Raw genomic sequence first — 18,885 nt, forward strand, 5'->3', positions numbered from 1 at the left:
TGAGCAACCATCTATCATATGCTATTAAAATGGAGTTTACTCTTCTTATGCTTGTTCATTACTGCGCCTTCAGTGACATTAGATGAATTTTCAAAAGGAAAACAGCAACAGCACTTCCCAAAAGAACTTAAAAAGAAACAGTTATATCTAGGTATGACTTTAAAAAAGTTTGAAAAAAAGGCTCCAAAAGCGACACGCTTAGATAAAGAGTCGGAGTTTAAAATAGAATACATGGAAGCTGTAAGTGATAGCTCTATTACATCGTATAGCTATTTATTTACAAAAGATAAAGAACCTCTATTATATGCCATTACCGTTGCATATAAAGACATGAGCACCGTACGATCCCTTGCCGAATCGCTAATGGGTAAACCTAATAACAACGAGGAATGGCGTATGGAACCTTCCATCATTAAAGAAGACTTTACAATGGGTGCTTGGACCTTTGGCCACAAGCTCGTTTATGGAGCAACTATAATTAATAGCGAATGGGAAAAAGGATTTCAGTCTAACTAATCGCTATTATTCTTTACTCAAAACGTATTGCCTTTACCGGACTTATTTTTGTTATGATGTAAGATGGGATAAGGAGTATAAGCACACAAACCACAAACACGCCTACATTAAGACAGAGAATATGCCAGAAGTCTATGAGCACAGGCGCCTCACTTACATAATAGGTAGATGGGTCTAACTTCACAAAACCAAATATTTTCTGAGCATATAATATCCCTAGACCTATAAGATTACCCCAGAAGAGCCCAAGGCCTATTAGGTACATGGCATTATAGATAAAAATCTTACGCACACTCCAGTCTGATGCTCCAAGTGCCTTGAGCACGCCTATCATTTTTGTACGTTCTAATACTAGTACAAGCAGCGCCACAATCATATTAATACCTGCAATCAATATCATGATAACAATGATTAAAATGATATTGAAATCAAATAGTTTAATCCACTCAAAAATATTGTAATTACTCTGTATTACAGAGATAGACCTTAAAGTAGAACCAGAGTTTTCATACACCTTATTATTCAGTGCCTCAAGATTATCAAAATCATCTACAAAAACTTCAAAAGCTCCTACCTCATCTTTCTCCCAGTTATTTATACGAGTAAGATGACGACGATCACCCATGATATACACTTTATCAAATTCTTGATAGGCACTTTCATAAAGCCCTACAATCTCTAGTGCCCTCGGTCTAAAGCGCGTGTTATCTTTATTTACAAATTGTATGATTGCCTTATCGCCTACTTTAAAGCCTAAGCGGTTAGCTAGATAAGTACTAAAGATAGTCTCATTATTAAGCGCTCCCGTAAGTGCTGGCTTTCTTCCCTCCACTATATATTCCTCGATACGATTCCAGTCATAATCATCACCTAGGCCTTTGTAAATTACTCCTTCAAAGGTTTCTGCAGTCCTTATAACGCCAGCTTTTACAGTAATTGCTTGTACATGCGTTACCTCTGGTACTGCATTAAAATCTGGATAAAAATCTTGATCTATAGAAATTGGATTTGTCGTCTCTTCACTGTTATTTCCGTCAAAATTTGACACCACAATATCTCCAGAAAAGGCAGAAACTTTTTGTCTAATTTCTCTCTGGAGTCCTAGTCCTGTAGCAATAGATATAAGCATCATCACCATACCAATCGCAATTGCTACGATAGCAATTTTAATTATCGTACTGGAAGCACTACTTTTATACGATGTCGCGCTACTTAGGCGTTTGGCTATAAAATACTCTAAATTCAAATGCGTCTCATTTTCTTCAAAAATACCCTTTTTTTAATGCTCACACTGCTTATTTCTTGTGCAAATAGCGGTGGAGATAGTAACGCTTTCGCGAAAGCGGAATTTAAAAAAGAAACTGTACTACAAGAATCTCCTTCTCAAGAACCAATCGTTACCGCTGCCAATAGAACAGCGCTCTACTTACCATTTCTTAAAGATAAAAAAGTAGGTGTGGTTACTAACAAGAGCGGACTCATATTTAAAAGTACTCCCCACACTGAAAGGGAAAGTACGCACCTAGTTGATTCACTTATCGCTAACGGAATTAATGTTACGCGTGTTTTCTCACCAGAACATGGGTTTCGCGGTGATGTAGACGCCGGAGAGCAAGTAAAAGATGGAAAAGATCCTAAAACTGGTCTCAATATTATCTCTCTTTACGGTAAAAACAAGAAACCTAGCCAGGAGCAACTGGAAGGGCTCGATGTAATCCTCTTTGACATACAAGATGTGGGTGTTCGATTTTATACCTATATATCTACACTCACCTATGTGATGGAAGCCGCTGCCGAAAAAGGTATACCGGTGATTGTACTAGACAGACCAAATCCTAATGCTCATTATATAGACGGTCCTACGCTAGAAAAGGAGCACTCCAGCTTCTTAGGGATGCATGAAGTGCCCTTAGTATATGGTATGACAATAGGAGAATATGCGATGATGGTTAATGGTGAGGGCTGGCTTAAAGATAAAATGCAATGTAATCTTACGGTGATTCCATTAGAAAATTGGGATTACACGACTCCATATTCTTTACCTACGCGTCCTTCTCCTAATTTGCCTAATGATAAAAGTATTAACCTCTACCCTAGCCTAGGTTTCTTTGAAGGAACTACCATTAATGCGGGAAGAGGAACAGAAATGCAATTTCAAATTTTTGGAGCTCCAGATTTTTCACCTAGCAACTTCACATATTCTTACACTCCTGAGCCCAACTTTGGCTCAAAAGATCCTAAACATAATGGGCAGCTGTGCTATGGTGTAGACTTGCGCGCTCAAGAGTACATGAGCCGTGTAAATCTTGAATGGCTCATAGAAGCTTATACCGCAAGTACTGACAAAAATAAATTCTTCAAAACGGCTAGTTTCACCCTTCATGCTGGTAATAAAAAACTACAGCAGCAAATTCAAGATGGATATACCTTTAAAGAGATTAAACGAGACTGGATAAAGGATATAGAAAACTTTAAAAACATACGTAAGCAGTACCTTATGTATGAGTAACGATTCTTTTAACAGTGCGCTTAAAGCGAAAATTGGACAGGTTTTCACTCAATTTAAAAGTCAGTCTATAACGGCAGAGCAACTAGCTATAGCTGAAGAAGGATTTGTATTCTCTGAAGTAAATCCTCAAGCCAACATACTAGTGATGGGGATTAATCCCTCTCTCAGAAATGACTTTGTAAGCAGTAATGGATATAGCTACAACTATGACAACTTAAATTCTGATCGCTACTTCAAAAAATTCTCCACGCTACTTAAAGATTTTGAACAGTTTGGAATTACCTATTGTGATTTGTTTTATCAACGTCATACAGAGCAAAAACAAATAGAGTATTTCCTTAAAGATGAGAAAGGCCGCGATTTCTTAAAAAGCCAATTAGCCATCACAAAAGAGGTTATTGAGCATATTTCACCAGAGCTCATCTTACTGTTTAATAGAAAAGGAGCGACATTTTTTTCTCAAGAGTGGATTGGTTACACATTAGAACAACGAGTGCTAAACGCATCTCATTTTGAGAAGATTGATGACTTATATAATATAACTGAGCTAGAAACCTCAATATATTGTTCCTCTTTCCTAGGTTACAGAACCCGCAAAGAGACTTACACTCGCCTCTACAACGATATCGAACTGTTAATCAAATCAATAGCATAATTTTTTAAGGATTAACATGAAAGTCAGTGATAATGGCTGCTCCCATCCTCTTAGTTGACAAAAAATACGAACTATCTAATTTTTATTAAAAAATAGATAGCAAATATCTGCTTGGGTTATATTTTTGTCTTAGTTTTAACACAAATTAACAGGTATTCAATATCTGTTAAAACATTATTAACTAACAAATCAACTATGCACAAACTCACGTTAACTATTTTAGGTCTATTAATTGGTGTGACCTCATTTGCTCAAGTTACTGTAACAGGTACGGTGACAGATAAAAACAATGTTCCCATCTCTGGCGCAAACGTCATTGAAAAAGGAACTACCAATGGCGCTATCACCGATTTTGATGGTAATTATAATATCACGGTACAAAGCGACGGTACTTTAGAGATAAGCTACTTAGGTTTTGACACGAAGCGTATAGCAGTAAATGGAAAATCATCTATAAATGTAACTCTTGAAGAAGGTGTAGGCCTTGGTGAGGTGGTACTTGTAGGATCAAGAACTGCTCCAAGAAGTCAGGTAGATACCGCTGTACCAGTAGATGTCGTATCTGCAAAAGAATTACAAACTACAGGACAAGTAACATTTGACAAAGCCTTACAGTACAAGATACCATCATTTAATACAGTACAAACCCCTGTAAATGATGCAACTTCTCTTCTAGATCCTTATGAAATAAGAAACATGGGGCCTTCTAGAACCTTAATCTTAATTAATGGTAAAAGAAAGAATTTAAGTGCACTTCTTTATACTCAAACTTCTCCAGGACGTGGAGAAACGGGTGCAGATATCTCTGCAATCCCTACAGATGCAATAAAGCGTGTAGAAATTTTACGTGATGGTGCATCTGCACAATACGGATCTGACGCAATTGCGGGTGTAATGAACGTTATCTTAAAAGATAATGATAATGAAGGCTCGGCGACGCTAAGAACAGGAATCACTTCTGAAGGTGATGGTGAGATGGTAGGAATCAGTGTAAATAATGGTTCTACTATAGGAGATGATAAAGGTTTTATAAACTATACAGTAGACTTTTCTAAAGTAAATCTTGCAAATAGACCTGGTACTGTTGATGCTGCTGGAGAAGCTGGTGATTTTGGAGCAGACCTTGCAGATGTTCAAGAATTTTTATCTCGTAACCCAGATGCAAATAACATTAACGGATCACCAGAAACTGCATCTTCTAAATTTCTAGTAAATGGAGGTTTTGACTTAAGTGATAATACTGAGTTGTATTTTAATACCGCTTATGTTTATAAGAAGGTAAATAGTTTTGCAAACTACAGAACTCCATATTGGAGAACTATAGAAGATTTTCCTTATTTAGCAGACTTTTTTCCTGGTGACAACCCGAATAATGCGGGTGGATATGATGGTTATGTGCCTACTTTTGAAGGGCTTCTTAATGATTATAATGGTACTATTGGTATCAGAACTTCAATAAATGATTGGAATGTTGATGCTAGTTATACGACTGGCGGAAACACACAAACCTACCGCGTAAGTGATTCTCATAACAGAAATGTAGTGTTTTCTCCATCTGTTTTTGTTGATGCAAATGGAAACGGTACTGTAGATGATGGTGAGATTACAGAAGGATCGCAATTATACAGAGAAAACAGCGCACGTCAGTTTGATCCAGGTGGAACAAAATTCACTCATAATGTAGGTAACATTGACATCTCTAGAATACTTTCAGACAAAGTAAGTATTGGTTTTGGTGCTGAGTTTAGAAACGAAGTATTTGAGGTAATTGAAGGAAAACTTGATTCTTATGATGGTGGTGGAGCAGATTCATTTGCAGGTAACAGCCCTGAAAACTCTGGAAAGTTTAACCGTTACAACATTGGAGGATATTTCTCTTTAGATTATGATGTATCTGACGCTTTCTTATTGAGTGGTACAGTTAGAACAGAAAATTACTCTGATTTTGGAAATACGTTTGTTTATAAATTTAGTTCTCGCTATAAGCTTACAGACAATCTTACAGTAAGAGGTTCACTATCTACTGGATTTAGAGCTCCAACATTACACCAGATTTATACACAAAAAGCACAATATAGCTTTATCCCAGGACAGGGAATACAAGTGGGAGGTTTAGTAAATAACGTGTCTACACAAGCACAATTATTAGGAATCGATGAACTAGATGCAGAAACATCAAATAACTTCACCATAGGTTTTGGTGGTAAACTAGCAAACAATCTTACGTTTACAGTAGATTACTACAACATTGCTGTAAAAGATCGTATTGTTTTAGGATCTGAAATTACAGGAACTGCTTTTGATGATGATGGTAATAATATAGGTACTACTCCACTAGATGATATTTTAAGAGACAATAACTTGAGCGATGTAAGTTTCTTTTCTAACGCTATTGATACAAGAACCTCTGGACTTGACGTAGTGATTAGCAAAAGAAATATTGAGTTAGGTAACGGTAAGCTTGGACTTAATCTATCTGGTAATTATACAATTACAAACGAACGTGATGGTGCTGTAAAAAACCCGCAACTTGTTGAGGATTCTGGACAGTCTGTAGTAAATGCTACACAAGAAGCTTTATTCTTTACCTCTAGACCTAGAACTAAGTGGATTTTAGGTGGTAATTATGATATCGGGAAGTTTGCTTTCTCTTTAAACAACACATATTTTGGTAAAACTACATTTAAGCAACAAGGACTTGATGACAACCTACGCACAGAGTTTATCCCTAAGATTGTTACAGATCTTGGTATCAACTATAACGTAACTGAAAAAATCACACTTGCGCTTAATGTAAATAACTTACTTAACGTATTACCAGAATGGGAATTTAAAGCAGAAAATGCAGCAGGGTCAGCTATACTAGCAGATGCAGCAGCAACGCAAAACCAATCTAATTTAATAACTTTCAATCAGCGTTATTCTCAGATGACGTATGATGGTTATCACTTTAGCCAGTTAGGTACGATGTTTAACTTATCTCTTAACTACCAGTTCTAAAGATCTGATTTATAACAAAAGCCTCTCTATATTCATTTATAGAGAGGCTTTTTTATGAAATAACGAGAAACTATGTAATCTTTGCGTTGGTATTTCGTTTAACTATATTTACAGTATATCACCATTAAACCCTCATTATTGATGAAAAACATAACGCTCCTATCACTCGCACTTCTTGTATTTTTAAGTTCTTGTGATGATGACCTTGATGACAATCTAATACCAGCAGAGAATATTGAAATATCTGACTTTGTATATCGAGGTTTAAATTATTGGTCACTATATAAAGAAGATGTACCAGAACTAGCAAATGACTTTTTTGAAAATGACGCCGCTAGATTTGATTATTTAAGTCAGTTCTCTTCTCCGGAAGCGACTTTTGAGGCACTAACATCTACACGAGATCGCTTTAGCATATTAAGAGATGATTATGTTGCTCTAGAAAACTCTCTTGCAGGTATACGTACTTCTTCTGGATTAAACCTGTCTTTGTTAATTATGCCTAACGATCCTACTACTGCTTTTGGAGTTGTACGTTATGTAGTAAATGATAGCCCAGCAGATCTTGCCGGAGCAGAGCGAGGAATGATATTTACAATTGTAGATGGACAACCACTCACAAGTGGTGATGGACAAGCGATAGATGGAAGTACAAATTTTAATAGCTTTTTTGCTCCAGATAGTTACACCATAGGATTAGCAACCTATGATGGAACAGACTTTACCACGACAGGAGAAGAAATTGTAATTACAAAAACTGAACTCACCATAAACCCTGTACATACGGTAAACTTACTGAGCGTGGGAGGTAATGAAATAGGATATTTACATTACACAGGATTTACTAATGAATTTGATAGCGAACTCAACGCTGCTTTTGCGCAGTTCCGTAGTGCGGGAGTTACAGACCTTGTTCTTGATTTAAGATATAATGGAGGAGGCTCTATAGAAACTGCAAATGATCTTTCTACAATGATTACTGGACAGTTTAATGGTCAAGAATTCATAACGCAACAATATAATGCAGATAGAAATCAAGCAAATGAATTTGTAAGAAGATTTAACAACAACCTGGGCTCTGGAGATGATGGACCAGCTATAAACAGCTTAGGCTTGACTAGAGTTTTTGTATTAACAACAGGGAGATCTGCAAGTGCGAGCGAACTTATACTAAGCGGTCTTGATCCTTACATTGAGGTAATTCAAATAGGAACTAACACTGTAGGTAAATTTGAAGGTTCATTTTTATTATATGATGCCCCTGCACCTAACTTCCGTCGTTCGGAGGCAAACCCTAATCACCGTTATGTAATGCTTCCATTAGTATTGAAATCTGTAAACGCTGATGGGCTAACAGACTACTTTGATGGTTTCACACCAGACTTACTAATTGCCGAAGATTTTGAAAATTTTGGACAACTAGGAGAACAAGGAGAACCATTACTCGATGCAGCTATAGACATTATACTTAATGGTAGAAGTAGCACAAACTATAATACTAGTATACAACGATCTATTTATGACTCAGAGCAAGAAGATCCATTATACCAGCGCATGATGGTTGATCGTATCGATTTATAAACAGTAACTTAAGAGTAATAAAAAAGGGGTAACAAATTGTTACCCCTTTTTATTGTAGTCTATTCTAGGAATAAATACTATTCATTAAAATATATCTGATCTGTTCCTAAGCTGGCACTAAGTGAAGTGATAATAGTCCCAGATGTAAGATCATAAACCTCTATAGTTCCATTGCTAGAGAAATCCCCTGGATTTGCGCCTATTAAGATATCATCTCTTACAACTATATTAAACAAGGATAATCCAGTTAGTTCTGGAGTAGTAGGTATTGCGAAGTTTGTCGTAGAAGAAACAAAAACCTCCCCATTTAAATAGTAATAAAGATTTTGGCCTTCTATATTAATAGAGTTAGGATGATCTGTAACTCCAAAATCAAATGAAGCAGATACTGTATTTGTAGTTGTATTGATTGCAGATAAACTTCCAGCAGTCTCTGTACCTGTAAATGCAGGAGAACCTCCAGCAAGCACCCATAAATCACCTGAGCTATCTAACTCTAATCCATTAGGTGCATCACCTACTGGTATTGTTGTAACCACAGTATCTGTAGCAGGATCAATCACTGTAACAATGTTATTTACGCCAAAACCACCTTGGTTTGTTACATAAAGATAAGTCCCGTTGTAAAGTATTTCTTCAGGTCCTTCTTCTACTGCGATAGTATTTGTGATTGTATTAGTGGCTAGATCTATAACTGCAATATAATCATCTGTTGCATCTGCTCCGTCTCCCCAGTTAGTCAAATATCCCTTACCGTCTACACTTGCAAAAAATCTTGGATTAGATAAACCAGTCTCTATACGAGCTATTTCTTCAAAGGTAAATCTGTCTACTATCGTAAGTCTATTCCCAATATTTGCAACCACATAGGCATTATCCTCTGTAAACCCTATAGATTGCACAATGTTACCTAGGTTGTCATTGTTTACCGTCTGATAAATATCATTTTCGATAGCACTAAATCCTTCATCGATAAACGATACTGTACCAAAACCATTATTAAAAGGTCCTTGATTAGTTACTAAAAATCCATTCCCATAGGCCTCATCTTCTACTTCTACTTCTATAATCGGCTCTGTGAAGTCATCATCACTTTCACAAGAAAAAGCAAATAGCGATAGTACGGATAATAAATAAATTGTTTTTTTCATAATTGTGTTTAAAAGGTATACGTTGTTTGTATTAAAAAGTTGCGCCCAGGATTAGGTCTAAAAGCGACCGTCTGGTAATTTGTGTTCAAGACATTATTTAATTGTGTAGACAATATCATTTTATGATTTCCATTCTTAAAAAGTTCTGCAGATACTCCTGCGTTTACAACAAAAGAATCTTCTACTGTTGATGTATTATCCGTTGTCGTAAATACGCTTCCATTATAAGTACCTTGAATGTATGAGCTAAGCCAACTATAATTATGACTCAAACCTATAGTTCCTTTGTTTTTAGGCACATAAATAAGTTGCTTATTAGTTTCTGCATTCTCTGCAATTGTATGGGCATATGCTGCGCTTGCTGCAAGACGATGCTGTCCTATTTTCTTATCTAATTTAAAAGAAAACTCGGCTCCATAATGCTCCGTATCTTCAATGTTTACAGGACTCCATATTCCTGCACTGTTAGGTTGCCATTTAATAAGATCGTCTGTATCTATATAAAAACCTCTTAAACCTAAAGTGACGTTGTTCTGACTTCTAGAAATCCCTAGCTCGGCTTGCTTACTGGTTTCTGGACGGATATCAGGATTACCCATAGCTCCTGGACCGGCCCAGTAGGTATCATTAAATGTAGGTATACGGTAATTGCGGGAAGCGTTGAATGAAAGAATGTACTCTTTCGCGAAAGCGTAATCCAAACCAACCCCTAGCAAGAATGGACTACGATAATCTTCAACAACTTCCTGCCTTACCTGTATTTCATAACTCAATGTCGATAGCACTTGATGTTTCCATAATGCTACGGCAGAGGCACTCCTTCTTGAGGCATTCTCGATGGAGGCCCCCGCTGCCGATATCGTGTTTATTTCTCCCAAAAACGTAAGTCTCTTGGATGAATCTATTTTTAAAGTCCCCTCATAGTTTGCTAGGTAACGAGCGGCTTTGCCTAAATCATTAAGGTCTGACTCATTGTTTGCAAAATATCTGAATTGCTCGTAAATATGAGCTAGTCTCAAGGTTCCATCATATCGCTTGCTTAGATTTTCCCAAGCTACTAAGGTTCTCGTGTTGCGATCCTCATAAGCATCATTAGATGGTGCGGTAAGCGTACCAGAAAAATTACGATCGCCTACATATGTGTTATGGTGTAATTTTAAAATTTGAGTATTATCTCCATCACTTGATAATAGGTAGCCAGCATTGAGATTGAGATCTAGATTCTCATATTGACCGTTAGCATTGAACAAATTATCTGTATCCAGATAGTCAAAATCATTTTCAGACTGCTGGAAATCGGCTCCTACGTCCACATAAAATTTGTCTGTAGAAAATCTTGTTTTTGCATGTGCTACCTGTGTATCAAAACTTCCATAACCCGCAGAAATAATAGTCTCAGCACGTTTGTAGAACTGGATTTCATTATTAAGGTGGACGCTCCCTCCTATTGCTCCTGAGCCATAAATGATGCTACCACCGCCTGCACGCACATCAAGATTATCATAATTATTAGTGGAAATGGTATTAAAATCAGTTTGACCTGTGAGCTGACTGTTTATGTTGATACCATTCCACACCACGGCTGTTTGAGAAGCATTTGTCCCTCTAAAAGACGCCGAAGAAACTCCTCCAGGACCATTTTCCCTAAAATATATACTTGTATTATTCTTCAAAACATCTGTAAGAGATGTTCTAGATTGCTGTATAATGCTATCAGATATTTTTTGAATTGCAATCCCCACGCTGTGCTCTCGCAACTTCACGTCGCTCAAAATCACCTCAGGTAAAACTTGAAGTGTATCTATCTGTCCAACAGACGCGTGTGCATAAAGCATCACTGCAATAAAAAGGAAAATATGTCTCATTATCTACCGCCTCTTTACCCGAGAGTCGCTTGATTTTAATTAAGAATTGTGGCAGGTCTCCTGGCTTGCTTTTGTTACACCTTCCCATCACAACACCTTGTGACAGTGGCTTTGTAGTAGTAACAAACCCATAAAGGGCTTAGCTTACAGTTGCGGGAACAGCTTCCGTTTTTAACGGAATTCCCTATTAATCCTCCGTGCTCGTGTGGCACATTAGAACCAAAATTCGGCACAAATATACATAACTAAGTTTCAGTCTATCTATAAATATTTAAAAACTAATCACAAGCTCAAGTTGGTCATTTGTAATCTTAAATGAGCGCTTGTCGCATTGATTATTTTAATGCTACTTTTGACAGATGAAGAATACTACCCTATTTCTAGTTACTTTATTATCACTTTTCATTTCATGTAAAGAGAAGTCAAAAGAGGTTAAAAACAACGATAGCCAAGGCACCATATTGTCTATAGATTATGCAAACGGATTTTCTATAAAACAATATTCAAATCATACAATTATAACAGTTACAGAAGCATTTCCTGGAGCGCAAAAGGAATTCAAATATGCGCTAATTCCAAAAGAATCTTTTGGAGAAAACACAGATATAGAGCAGTCTAAAAAACTAGAAGAAAAACTTAAATCACAAGGCGTAGATGCCATTCTCAAAACACCGTTAAACACTGTTGTCGTTACTTCAACCACACATATTCCGTCATTAGAAATGCTGAAGGTAGCAGAGACTTTAAAAGGTTTTCCTAATCTTGATTATATCTCTAGTCCGCTTTCGCGAAAGCGTATTGCAAACAAAGAAATTATTGACCTTGGTCAAAACGAATCACTCAATACAGAACTCACTATCGAGCTGCGTCCCGAGGCAATTATAAGCTTTGGTGTAGAGGGAGAAAACAAGTCACTTAACAGTGTAGAACGAGCTGGAATTCCTGTACTATATAATGGAGATTGGGTGGAAAAAGACCCGCTAGGAAAAGCAGAATGGATTAAGTTTTTTGGCGCACTATATGGCAAAGAGCGAGAGGCAGATAGCATTTTTAATCACATAAAAACGAATTACAACCTACTAAAAGAGGAAATAGCCGCTATAGAAAATAAGCCAACAGTTTTAAGTGGCGGCATGTTTAAAGATATCTGGTATCTACCTAAAGGTGATAGCTGGCAAGCAAAAGTACTTGAGGATGCTGGCGGTAATTACTTGTGGTCTGAGACTGAAGGAGCTGGAAGTATCGCACTAAGTATAGAATCTGTACTAGAGAAAGGACAGCAAGCCGACTTCTGGATAGCACCAGGACAGTATACTAGTTATGCTAAGCTTGCGAGTGACAATCCCGCTTATGCTCAGTTTGACGCATTTAAAAACAAGAAGGTTTACACGTTTGCAAAATACAAAGGAGAAACTGGCGGTTTGTTATATTACGAGCTAGCACCTAACAGACCTGATTTAGTATTGCGAGATCTTGCCAAAATCTTACATCCAGAAATGATTACAGAGGCATTTACCTTTTTTGATACACTAGATGAATAACAATAGCTACATCCCTACGTTTCTCATTCTTACGCTGGTGCTGTTAGTATGTGTACTAGCAAATCTCAGTCTGGGATCTGTTGCTATACCTATAAAAGATGTTATTGCGAGTCTTACAGGTTCTGAGGTTTCAAAATCTTCTTGGGAATATATTATTGTAGATTATAGGTTGCCCAAGGCCATCACCGCGATTATTGCGGGATCTGGACTTGCGGTATCTGGATTGCTCATGCAAACACTTTTCCGTAATCCGCTGGCAGGTCCTTTTGTATTAGGTATTAGTAGTGGAGCAAGTTTAGGGGTTGCATTATACATTCTGGGAGGTACCGCTCTCGGACTTTCTACAGCACTTCTTTCTGGTAAATGGGGTCTTATAATCGCCGCCAGCGCAGGTAGTTTTCTGGTATTACTTATGGTTATAGGAGTCGCTACACGTGTAAAAGACACCATGGCATTGCTCATTATAGGTCTTATGGTAGGCAGCCTTACTAGCGCCGTAGTGAGCGTTCTAGCATACTTCAGTAAAGCCGAGGAGTTACAGCGTTTTGTTTTTTGGTCTTTCGGGAGTCTTGGTGATTTATCATGGAATGGCGTTGGGATTTTGACACTTTGTTTTGCCGCAGGATTAGTTTTATCCATCGCAAGTCTAAAATCACTCGATAGCTTTTTACTTGGCGATGCTTATGCAAGAACCTTAGGCACTAGATTCTCACGTTCAAGATTGGTTATTATCATCGCAACTAGCCTGCTAGCCGGTAGTATTACTGCCTTTGCAGGTCCTATTGCTTTTATAGGGCTTGCAGTTCCGCATCTTATTCGTCAGGTGATAAAAACCACAAGACACATTATATTATTACCAGCGGTAATTATGGGAGGTGCTATTTTAATGCTTATTTGTGACACGATTGCGCAAGTACCTTTTAGCGAATTTACACTTCCCATCAACGCAATTTCTGCGATGGTAGGAGCTCCTGTTGTAATTTGGTTATTAGTGCGTAAAAAGAAATTACTTTTCTAGATGAATATTCCGAGTTCACATAGCATTTTACAAACTACAGATCTTTCTATAGGCTATCTGGCATCGCCAGTAAATACTGTCATTGCTAGCGACATAAACCTAAATATAAACAAAGGAGAACTCGCAGGTATTGTGGGAATTAACGGCGCAGGAAAGTCCACATTGCTTCGCACATTATCTGGATTACAACCTACTGTGAGTGGTGAGGTTACGCTTTCGCGAAAGCAAATAAAAACCATTTCTCCATCCCTACTCGCACAACAACTAAGTGTTGTACTTACTAACCAACCTATCTCAAAAAATCTATCTGTTGCCGAACTTGTAGCCTTAGGAAGACAACCCTACACAAACTGGCTGGGAACCATTTCTGATACCGATAGAGAAGTAATTATCGAGGCTCTTAAAAATACGGAGACCTTCACACTCAAAGAAAAAAAATGCTACGAGCTTAGTGATGGGCAGCTGCAGCGAGTTTTAATAGCACGTGCGCTCGCTCAGAACACAGACGTAATTTTGCTTGATGAGCCTATGACACATTTAGACCTACATCACAAGGCTTCCCTGTTAAAACTGCTTACGTCTATTGCCCATACGCATGGTAAAACAATATTATTCTCCACACATGATATCCCTTATGCGTTAAACGCCTGTGACAAGATGATAGTCATGAAAAGTGGTACCACGCACTTTGACACACCATCTAGCTTGATAAGCAATGGAGTTTTTGACACATTGTTTCCTGCTGATAATGTGGGGTTTGACAGAGAAAAGCGTATCTTTTTTCTCAAATAATCTCAATGAAAACTTTTTATACAAGTATAATCCTCTTAATAATCATTACGAGCTGCTCTGGATATAGAGCAACCACAAAGCACACTACTAAGATTAATGATATACTTGTCGCGCAGGAAATAACATCAAATGAAGTCTATAAGATTATAGACACTACAAAACTCTACAAACTTGTCGCTCATTATTATAAATATGATGAAGATAAGGTAAACGCAGTGACTACTTATAATTATAAAAAATACTTGAAGTTTTATAAAGACGGCAGGCTAGCGGTTTTTGATGAATTTGACTTGAATAGTCTAGATACGCTACGAGCTCAAAAAACAGACCAGGGCTACTACGACTATAATTACAACACCCTATCTACTAGAAACTATATTACAAATAAAAATGGTTCACAGCTCTATAATCCGCAATATCAAGAGCTTGTGGGAGATACTTTATCTCTTTATTCTCAAAGTACAAAGAACGTGAGCCACTATCTTTCTGTCGATATCCCATCACATGTTTTTGTTGAAAAAGCAAACTGGTAAATCGAGTGTATGTTTACCACTTCTCCTATCTTTATAGCATATTTCCAAATATTAGGAATTACTATCAAAAATAAAGAGATCGATGACTGATAAAATCCAATGCCCTAATTGTGCTCACAACTTTGACGTAGAAGAGGCGTTATCAGGAAAACTACAGGCGCAGTTTAAAGCACAATACGAACGTAAAGTAGCAGAACAAGCCGAAAAATTTAATGTAGAACGTGCAAAGCTTGAAAAGGAAGTAGCACTCTTTGAAGAAAAAAAAGAGCGTGAGAATGAGCTTTTTAAGGCAAAATTAGAGCAGCGCTTAGTTAAAGAGCAGGAGAAAATCGAAAAGTCAACTCAAGAGGCTTATGAGCAGCAATTGAAATCTCTACAGTCTGAAAATGATAAACGCAAGGAAGAAAACCGAGCATTAAAATCGGCTGAAATAGATTTACTCAAGCGTGAAAATCATCTAAAAGAACAAGCAGAAGAGTTACAACTCACCATGCAAAAACAGCTGCTTGAAAGTCAAAAAGATATAGAGGATAAAGCCCGAGCAAAAGAACGTGAAGCTATGTTCCTTAAAGAAAAGGAATTTGAAAAGAAGCTTAACGATCAAAAGAAGCTTATCGATGAGATGAAGCGCAAGGCAGAGCAAGGAAGCATGCAAATGCAAGGAGAAGTGCAGGAACTTGCGCTAGAAGAATTACTTGCTCACTCCTACCCTTTTGACAATATTACGGAAGTTGGTAAGGGAATACGTGGTGCAGATTGTATTCAAAATGTTGTTAATAGACTCCAGCAACAATGTGGTTCTATCGTTTATGAAAGTAAGCGCACTAAGAATTTCTCAAACGACTGGATAGAAAAACTCAAGCAAGATCAAATACAATGTAAGGCAGATATTGCCGTGATTGTAACAGAAACATTCCCTAGCGATATGGATCGTTTTGGAGAAAAGGACGGTGTCTGGATTTGTGGTTTTCATGAGGTTAAAAGTGTCTCATTTGTACTGAGAGAGATGCTCATTAAAACACAGTCAGTAAAATCATCTGACGAGAATAAAGGAGATAAAATGGAACTTCTTTATGGATACCTTACTAGTAATGAGTTTGTGCAAAACATAAAACGCATAGTAGAGAACTACGATGGTATGATTAATCAGCTCAACTCAGAGAAAAAGGCAATGCACAGAATATGGGCATCTCGTGAAAAGCAAATCTGGGTGGTACAAGAAAATATTTCGGCCTTATTTGGTTCTATAAAAGGGATTGCTGGTAATGCACTAGAGACATCTTCAGTACTAGATTTACCAGACACTCAGATAGATTAACCTTTGTAAATAAACATTCTCAATATATCTTATCACTTCTTTAATTATATGGACAACACACTTCTTCTTATTATCATTGGTTGCCTGGGCATTCTCATAGGAGGACTATTAGGATTTTACATTGCAAATCTTAAGAAGAAAGGACAGTTTATAAGTTTACAAGAACGCCTTCACAATGAGCAAGAGAAGGTAGTTGAGGGTAAGACCGCTTTCGCGAAAGCGCAACAAGAAACCACATCGCTTAGACAAGAAAGCAGCAATCAGCTTCATGCATTACGCGCTGAAAGTGAGAAGCAAATAGCTTACATAAGAGAGGAAAAAGATCAATTTCAAAATGAGCTTACTGCACGTGATGTTGCCTATGAGAATCTCAAACTCCGCATGGATGAGAAGACCAATGAGCTAGAGCAATTACAAGAAAAATTTACCAAGGATTTTGAAATTATAGCTAGTAAAATACTCGATGAAAAGTCGAATAAATTCACGCTACAGAATCAAAAAAATATTGACAGTATATTAAAACCTCTTCAGGAAAAAATTGAAAAATTTGAACTCAAAGTAGAGTCTACTAACAAGGAAGCAATACACAGAAGTTCTGCCTTACATGAGCAAATTAAAGGCCTCACGGCTCTTAATGAACAAATGACTAAGGAGGCAAACAATCTTACCAAAGCACTCAAAGGTGATAGTAAAATGCAAGGTAACTGGGGAGAACTTGTGCTAGAAAGGGTACTAGAAAAATCTGGTCTTGAAAAAGATAGAGAATATTTTATACAGCAGAGCTTTACTACAGAAGAAGGAAACAGAGTATTACCAGATGTGGTGATTCACCTTCCAGATAACAAAAAAATGATTGTAGATAGTAAAGTCTCGCTTCGCGCTTATGAGCGATTTGTAAATGAGGAAGAATTACATTTACGTGACACTCATTTAAAAGATCATGTAGCTGCTCTAAAACGTCACATACAACAGCTCAGTGATAAAAATTACCACGATCTTTACCAGATTGAAAGTCCAGATTTTGTATTACTTTTCATCCCCATTGAACCAGCATTTGCGGTGGCGACAAACTATGATAATCAATTATATAATCAGGCATTTGAGAAGAACATTGTGATTGTTACTCCATCTACGCTGCTAGCAACATTGCGCACCATCGATTCCATGTGGAATAATGAAAAGCAACAACAGAACGCACTAGAGATTGCAAAGCAAGCCGGAGGGTTATATGATAAATTTCATGGGCTAGTGACCGATCTAACTGCTGTAGGCAAAAAGATGGACGATGCTAAGACCGGATATTCGGCAGCAATGAATAAACTTGTAGAAGGAAACGGAAACCTAATTACACGCGTTGAAAAACTAAGAAAAATGGGAGCAAAAGCAAAGAAGCAACTTCCAGAAAACATCGTTAATCGCGCTATTGCGAGTGACGACGATATAACTTTAATAGAATAAATCAATTATGAAAAAAATATTATTTGTAGTGTTAACCACCATATTTCTTATGGCTGCGGGATGGTTTGCATTTATATACTACGTGCCTTATAGTAAAGGAACTCGCGCTGGAGAACTTATAAAATTCTCCAATAAAGGAGTAGTATTTAAAACTTGGGAAGGTGAGATAAGTCAAGGGATAAGTGGCGCACAGATATTTAGTTTCTCGGTATTAGATCAAGAGAAAGAAGCTATTGAAGCACTTAATGAATATCAAGGGCAATATGTGAAGCTAGAATATATAGAACGATTTGGGACATTTTCTTTTTGGGGAGATTCAAAATACTTTGTGACAAAAGTAATTCCAGAACAATCACCACATTTTAATAGACAATAAAAAAAGCCGCAAATTGCGGCTTTTTTTATGAGTATGATTTTAGTGCTAGTTTTTAACTAGTCTCTTGGTAGTCGTACGCTTACCATCTGTAAAAGAAACTATATAAATACCCGCTTGTAATCTCGTTATATCAATGTAATCATCATTTCCAGTGATGTTTTTACTTAGCATGGAATCTCCTAAGATATTATAGATTTCGACCTTAAGTTTACTATCAGAATCATTAGAAATTTGAACTTTATCAATTGCAGGATTAGGATAAATTGACACCGCTTCTGCTAGAGAAGTTTGGCTTACATTATCAACCTTCTTATAGTTATTTTGAGCAACAACCGCACTTACCGATAGGAAAAAGAAGCTCAATAAAAGTAATTTTTTAATCATCAATGGGGGAAAATTAATTATCTGTGCTTACAATATAAGATTGATTTCTTAAAAATCTTACTATTGCAAGAATAAACCTACAATTATATTACAATAGCACGTCAAAATGCAAAATTTTTAACAATATTAAGCAAAGAAAGTAAACATTATACTCTCATGTACAGCTTGTTAGATTTATTTGAGCCAAC

Annotated in this window: 16 protein-coding genes and 1 riboswitch; of the genes, 12 read left to right on the forward strand and 4 right to left on the reverse strand. The window is 37.1% G+C overall.

The window, feature by feature from the left end:
- Nucleotides 1–18: 18 nt before the first annotated feature.
- Nucleotides 19–516, forward strand: a complete 498-nt coding sequence (locus SJY37_RS15010; protein WP_298327142.1) for a hypothetical protein — start codon at nucleotides 19–21, stop codon at nucleotides 514–516.
- A 13-nt stretch (nucleotides 517–529) separates the two neighbouring features.
- Here the strand turns inward: SJY37_RS15010 and SJY37_RS15015 are convergent, their stop codons facing one another.
- Nucleotides 530–1,762 carry an ABC transporter permease gene (locus SJY37_RS15015; protein ID WP_298327139.1) on the reverse strand — a complete coding sequence of 411 codons (1,233 nt, stop codon included), beginning with the start codon at nucleotides 1,760–1,762 and terminating at the stop codon, nucleotides 530–532.
- Nucleotides 1,763–1,798: 36 nt separating this feature from the next.
- Here SJY37_RS15015 and SJY37_RS15020 point away from each other — a divergent pair, with 36 nt between their 5' ends.
- The 4 genes from SJY37_RS15020 to SJY37_RS15035 all read left to right on the forward strand — a co-directional run bounded on the left by SJY37_RS15020 (nucleotide 1,799) and on the right by SJY37_RS15035 (nucleotide 8,261).
- A complete protein-coding gene (locus SJY37_RS15020; RefSeq protein ID WP_298327138.1) occupies nucleotides 1,799–3,025 on the forward strand; it encodes a DUF1343 domain-containing protein in 1,227 nt (408 codons plus the stop codon).
- Nucleotides 3,018–3,680 carry a hypothetical protein gene (locus SJY37_RS15025; protein ID WP_298327136.1) on the forward strand — a complete coding sequence of 221 codons (663 nt, stop codon included), beginning with the start codon at nucleotides 3,018–3,020 and terminating at the stop codon, nucleotides 3,678–3,680. The genes SJY37_RS15020 and SJY37_RS15025 overlap by 8 nt, the downstream gene beginning before the upstream one ends.
- A gap of 195 nt (nucleotides 3,681–3,875) precedes the next feature.
- Nucleotides 3,876–6,680, forward strand: a complete 2,805-nt coding sequence (locus SJY37_RS15030) for a TonB-dependent receptor (protein WP_298327134.1) — start codon at nucleotides 3,876–3,878, stop codon at nucleotides 6,678–6,680.
- Between the two features lie 141 nt (nucleotides 6,681–6,821).
- On the forward strand, nucleotides 6,822–8,261 hold the full coding sequence (locus tag SJY37_RS15035) for a S41 family peptidase (RefSeq protein ID WP_298327132.1): 1,440 nt from the start codon (nucleotides 6,822–6,824) through the stop codon (nucleotides 8,259–8,261).
- A gap of 77 nt (nucleotides 8,262–8,338) precedes the next feature.
- Here SJY37_RS15035 and SJY37_RS15040 read toward each other — a convergent pair whose 3' ends face one another.
- Both SJY37_RS15040 and SJY37_RS15045 read right to left on the reverse strand, forming a co-directional pair.
- Complete coding sequence (locus SJY37_RS15040; RefSeq protein WP_379953326.1) at nucleotides 8,339–9,412, reverse strand: YncE family protein; 1,074 nt, start codon at nucleotides 9,410–9,412, stop codon at nucleotides 8,339–8,341.
- Nucleotides 9,413–9,420: 8 nt separating this feature from the next.
- Nucleotides 9,421–11,277: a TonB-dependent receptor gene (locus tag SJY37_RS15045; RefSeq protein WP_298327127.1), complete on the reverse strand. Its 1,857-nt coding sequence runs from the start codon at nucleotides 11,275–11,277 to the stop codon at nucleotides 9,421–9,423.
- A 32-nt stretch (nucleotides 11,278–11,309) separates the two neighbouring features.
- A riboswitch (cobalamin riboswitch) is annotated at nucleotides 11,310–11,516 on the reverse strand.
- A gap of 120 nt (nucleotides 11,517–11,636) precedes the next feature.
- On the opposite strand from SJY37_RS15045, the gene SJY37_RS15050 reads away from it, so the two are divergent.
- The 7 genes from SJY37_RS15050 to SJY37_RS15080 all read left to right on the forward strand — a co-directional run bounded on the left by SJY37_RS15050 (nucleotide 11,637) and on the right by SJY37_RS15080 (nucleotide 18,313).
- Nucleotides 11,637–12,818, forward strand: coding sequence for an ABC transporter substrate-binding protein (locus tag SJY37_RS15050; protein WP_298327125.1), 1,182 nt, complete (start codon nucleotides 11,637–11,639; stop codon nucleotides 12,816–12,818).
- Nucleotides 12,811–13,836 (forward strand): iron ABC transporter permease, encoded by a 1,026-nt coding sequence (locus SJY37_RS15055; protein ID WP_298327122.1) that lies wholly within the window; start codon nucleotides 12,811–12,813, stop codon nucleotides 13,834–13,836. Before SJY37_RS15050 ends, SJY37_RS15055 begins: the two co-directional genes overlap by 8 nt.
- The gene (locus SJY37_RS15060) at nucleotides 13,837–14,628 is read left to right on the forward strand and encodes an ABC transporter ATP-binding protein (RefSeq protein WP_298327119.1); all 792 of its coding nucleotides are present in this window, start codon (nucleotides 13,837–13,839) and stop codon (nucleotides 14,626–14,628) included. It abuts the gene before it with no gap.
- Nucleotides 14,629–14,633: 5 nt separating this feature from the next.
- Nucleotides 14,634–15,161 carry a hypothetical protein gene (locus SJY37_RS15065; protein ID WP_379953327.1) on the forward strand — a complete coding sequence of 176 codons (528 nt, stop codon included), beginning with the start codon at nucleotides 14,634–14,636 and terminating at the stop codon, nucleotides 15,159–15,161.
- 82 nt (nucleotides 15,162–15,243) lie between these two features.
- Nucleotides 15,244–16,479, forward strand: a complete 1,236-nt coding sequence (locus tag SJY37_RS15070) for a DUF2130 domain-containing protein (protein ID WP_298327114.1) — start codon at nucleotides 15,244–15,246, stop codon at nucleotides 16,477–16,479.
- A gap of 48 nt (nucleotides 16,480–16,527) precedes the next feature.
- The gene (rmuC, locus tag SJY37_RS15075) at nucleotides 16,528–17,937 is read left to right on the forward strand and encodes a DNA recombination protein RmuC (protein ID WP_298327112.1); all 1,410 of its coding nucleotides are present in this window, start codon (nucleotides 16,528–16,530) and stop codon (nucleotides 17,935–17,937) included.
- A gap of 7 nt (nucleotides 17,938–17,944) precedes the next feature.
- Nucleotides 17,945–18,313, forward strand: a complete 369-nt coding sequence (locus SJY37_RS15080; RefSeq protein WP_013751691.1) for a hypothetical protein — start codon at nucleotides 17,945–17,947, stop codon at nucleotides 18,311–18,313.
- Between the two features lie 45 nt (nucleotides 18,314–18,358).
- On the opposite strand, the gene SJY37_RS15085 is transcribed toward SJY37_RS15080, so the two are convergent.
- Entirely contained in the window at nucleotides 18,359–18,697 is a 339-nt protein-coding gene (locus tag SJY37_RS15085; protein ID WP_379953328.1) for a T9SS type A sorting domain-containing protein, read from the reverse strand.
- Nucleotides 18,698–18,885 lie beyond the last annotated feature (188 nt).

The sequence above is a fragment of the Dokdonia sp. R78006 genome, from assembly GCF_042466145.1.
Lineage (GTDB): Bacteria > Bacteroidota > Bacteroidia > Flavobacteriales > Flavobacteriaceae > Dokdonia.

What these genes read in the sequence shown, in the direction of transcription:
- SJY37_RS15010 (WP_298327142.1), top strand. Translation starts at nt 19, where the DNA reads ATGCTATTAAAATGGAGTTTACTCTTCTTATGCTTGTTCATTACTGCG.
- SJY37_RS15020 (WP_298327138.1), top strand. Translation starts at nt 1,799, where the DNA reads ATGCTCACACTGCTTATTTCTTGTGCAAATAGCGGTGGAGATAGTAAC.
- SJY37_RS15025 (WP_298327136.1), top strand. Translation starts at nt 3,018, where the DNA reads ATGAGTAACGATTCTTTTAACAGTGCGCTTAAAGCGAAAATTGGACAG.
- SJY37_RS15030 (WP_298327134.1), top strand. Translation starts at nt 3,876, where the DNA reads ATGCACAAACTCACGTTAACTATTTTAGGTCTATTAATTGGTGTGACC.
- SJY37_RS15035 (WP_298327132.1), top strand. Translation starts at nt 6,822, where the DNA reads ATGAAAAACATAACGCTCCTATCACTCGCACTTCTTGTATTTTTAAGT.
- SJY37_RS15040 (WP_379953326.1), bottom strand. Translation starts at nt 9,412, where the DNA reads ATGAAAAAAACAATTTATTTATTATCCGTACTATCGCTATTTGCTTTT.
- SJY37_RS15045 (WP_298327127.1), bottom strand. Translation starts at nt 11,277, where the DNA reads ATGAGACATATTTTCCTTTTTATTGCAGTGATGCTTTATGCACACGCG.
- SJY37_RS15050 (WP_298327125.1), top strand. Translation starts at nt 11,637, where the DNA reads ATGAAGAATACTACCCTATTTCTAGTTACTTTATTATCACTTTTCATT.
- SJY37_RS15055 (WP_298327122.1), top strand. Translation starts at nt 12,811, where the DNA reads ATGAATAACAATAGCTACATCCCTACGTTTCTCATTCTTACGCTGGTG.
- SJY37_RS15060 (WP_298327119.1), top strand. Translation starts at nt 13,837, where the DNA reads ATGAATATTCCGAGTTCACATAGCATTTTACAAACTACAGATCTTTCT.
- SJY37_RS15065 (WP_379953327.1), top strand. Translation starts at nt 14,634, where the DNA reads ATGAAAACTTTTTATACAAGTATAATCCTCTTAATAATCATTACGAGC.
- SJY37_RS15070 (WP_298327114.1), top strand. Translation starts at nt 15,244, where the DNA reads ATGACTGATAAAATCCAATGCCCTAATTGTGCTCACAACTTTGACGTA.
- rmuC (WP_298327112.1), top strand. Translation starts at nt 16,528, where the DNA reads ATGGACAACACACTTCTTCTTATTATCATTGGTTGCCTGGGCATTCTC.
- SJY37_RS15080 (WP_013751691.1), top strand. Translation starts at nt 17,945, where the DNA reads ATGAAAAAAATATTATTTGTAGTGTTAACCACCATATTTCTTATGGCT.
- SJY37_RS15085 (WP_379953328.1), bottom strand. Translation starts at nt 18,697, where the DNA reads ATGATTAAAAAATTACTTTTATTGAGCTTCTTTTTCCTATCGGTAAGT.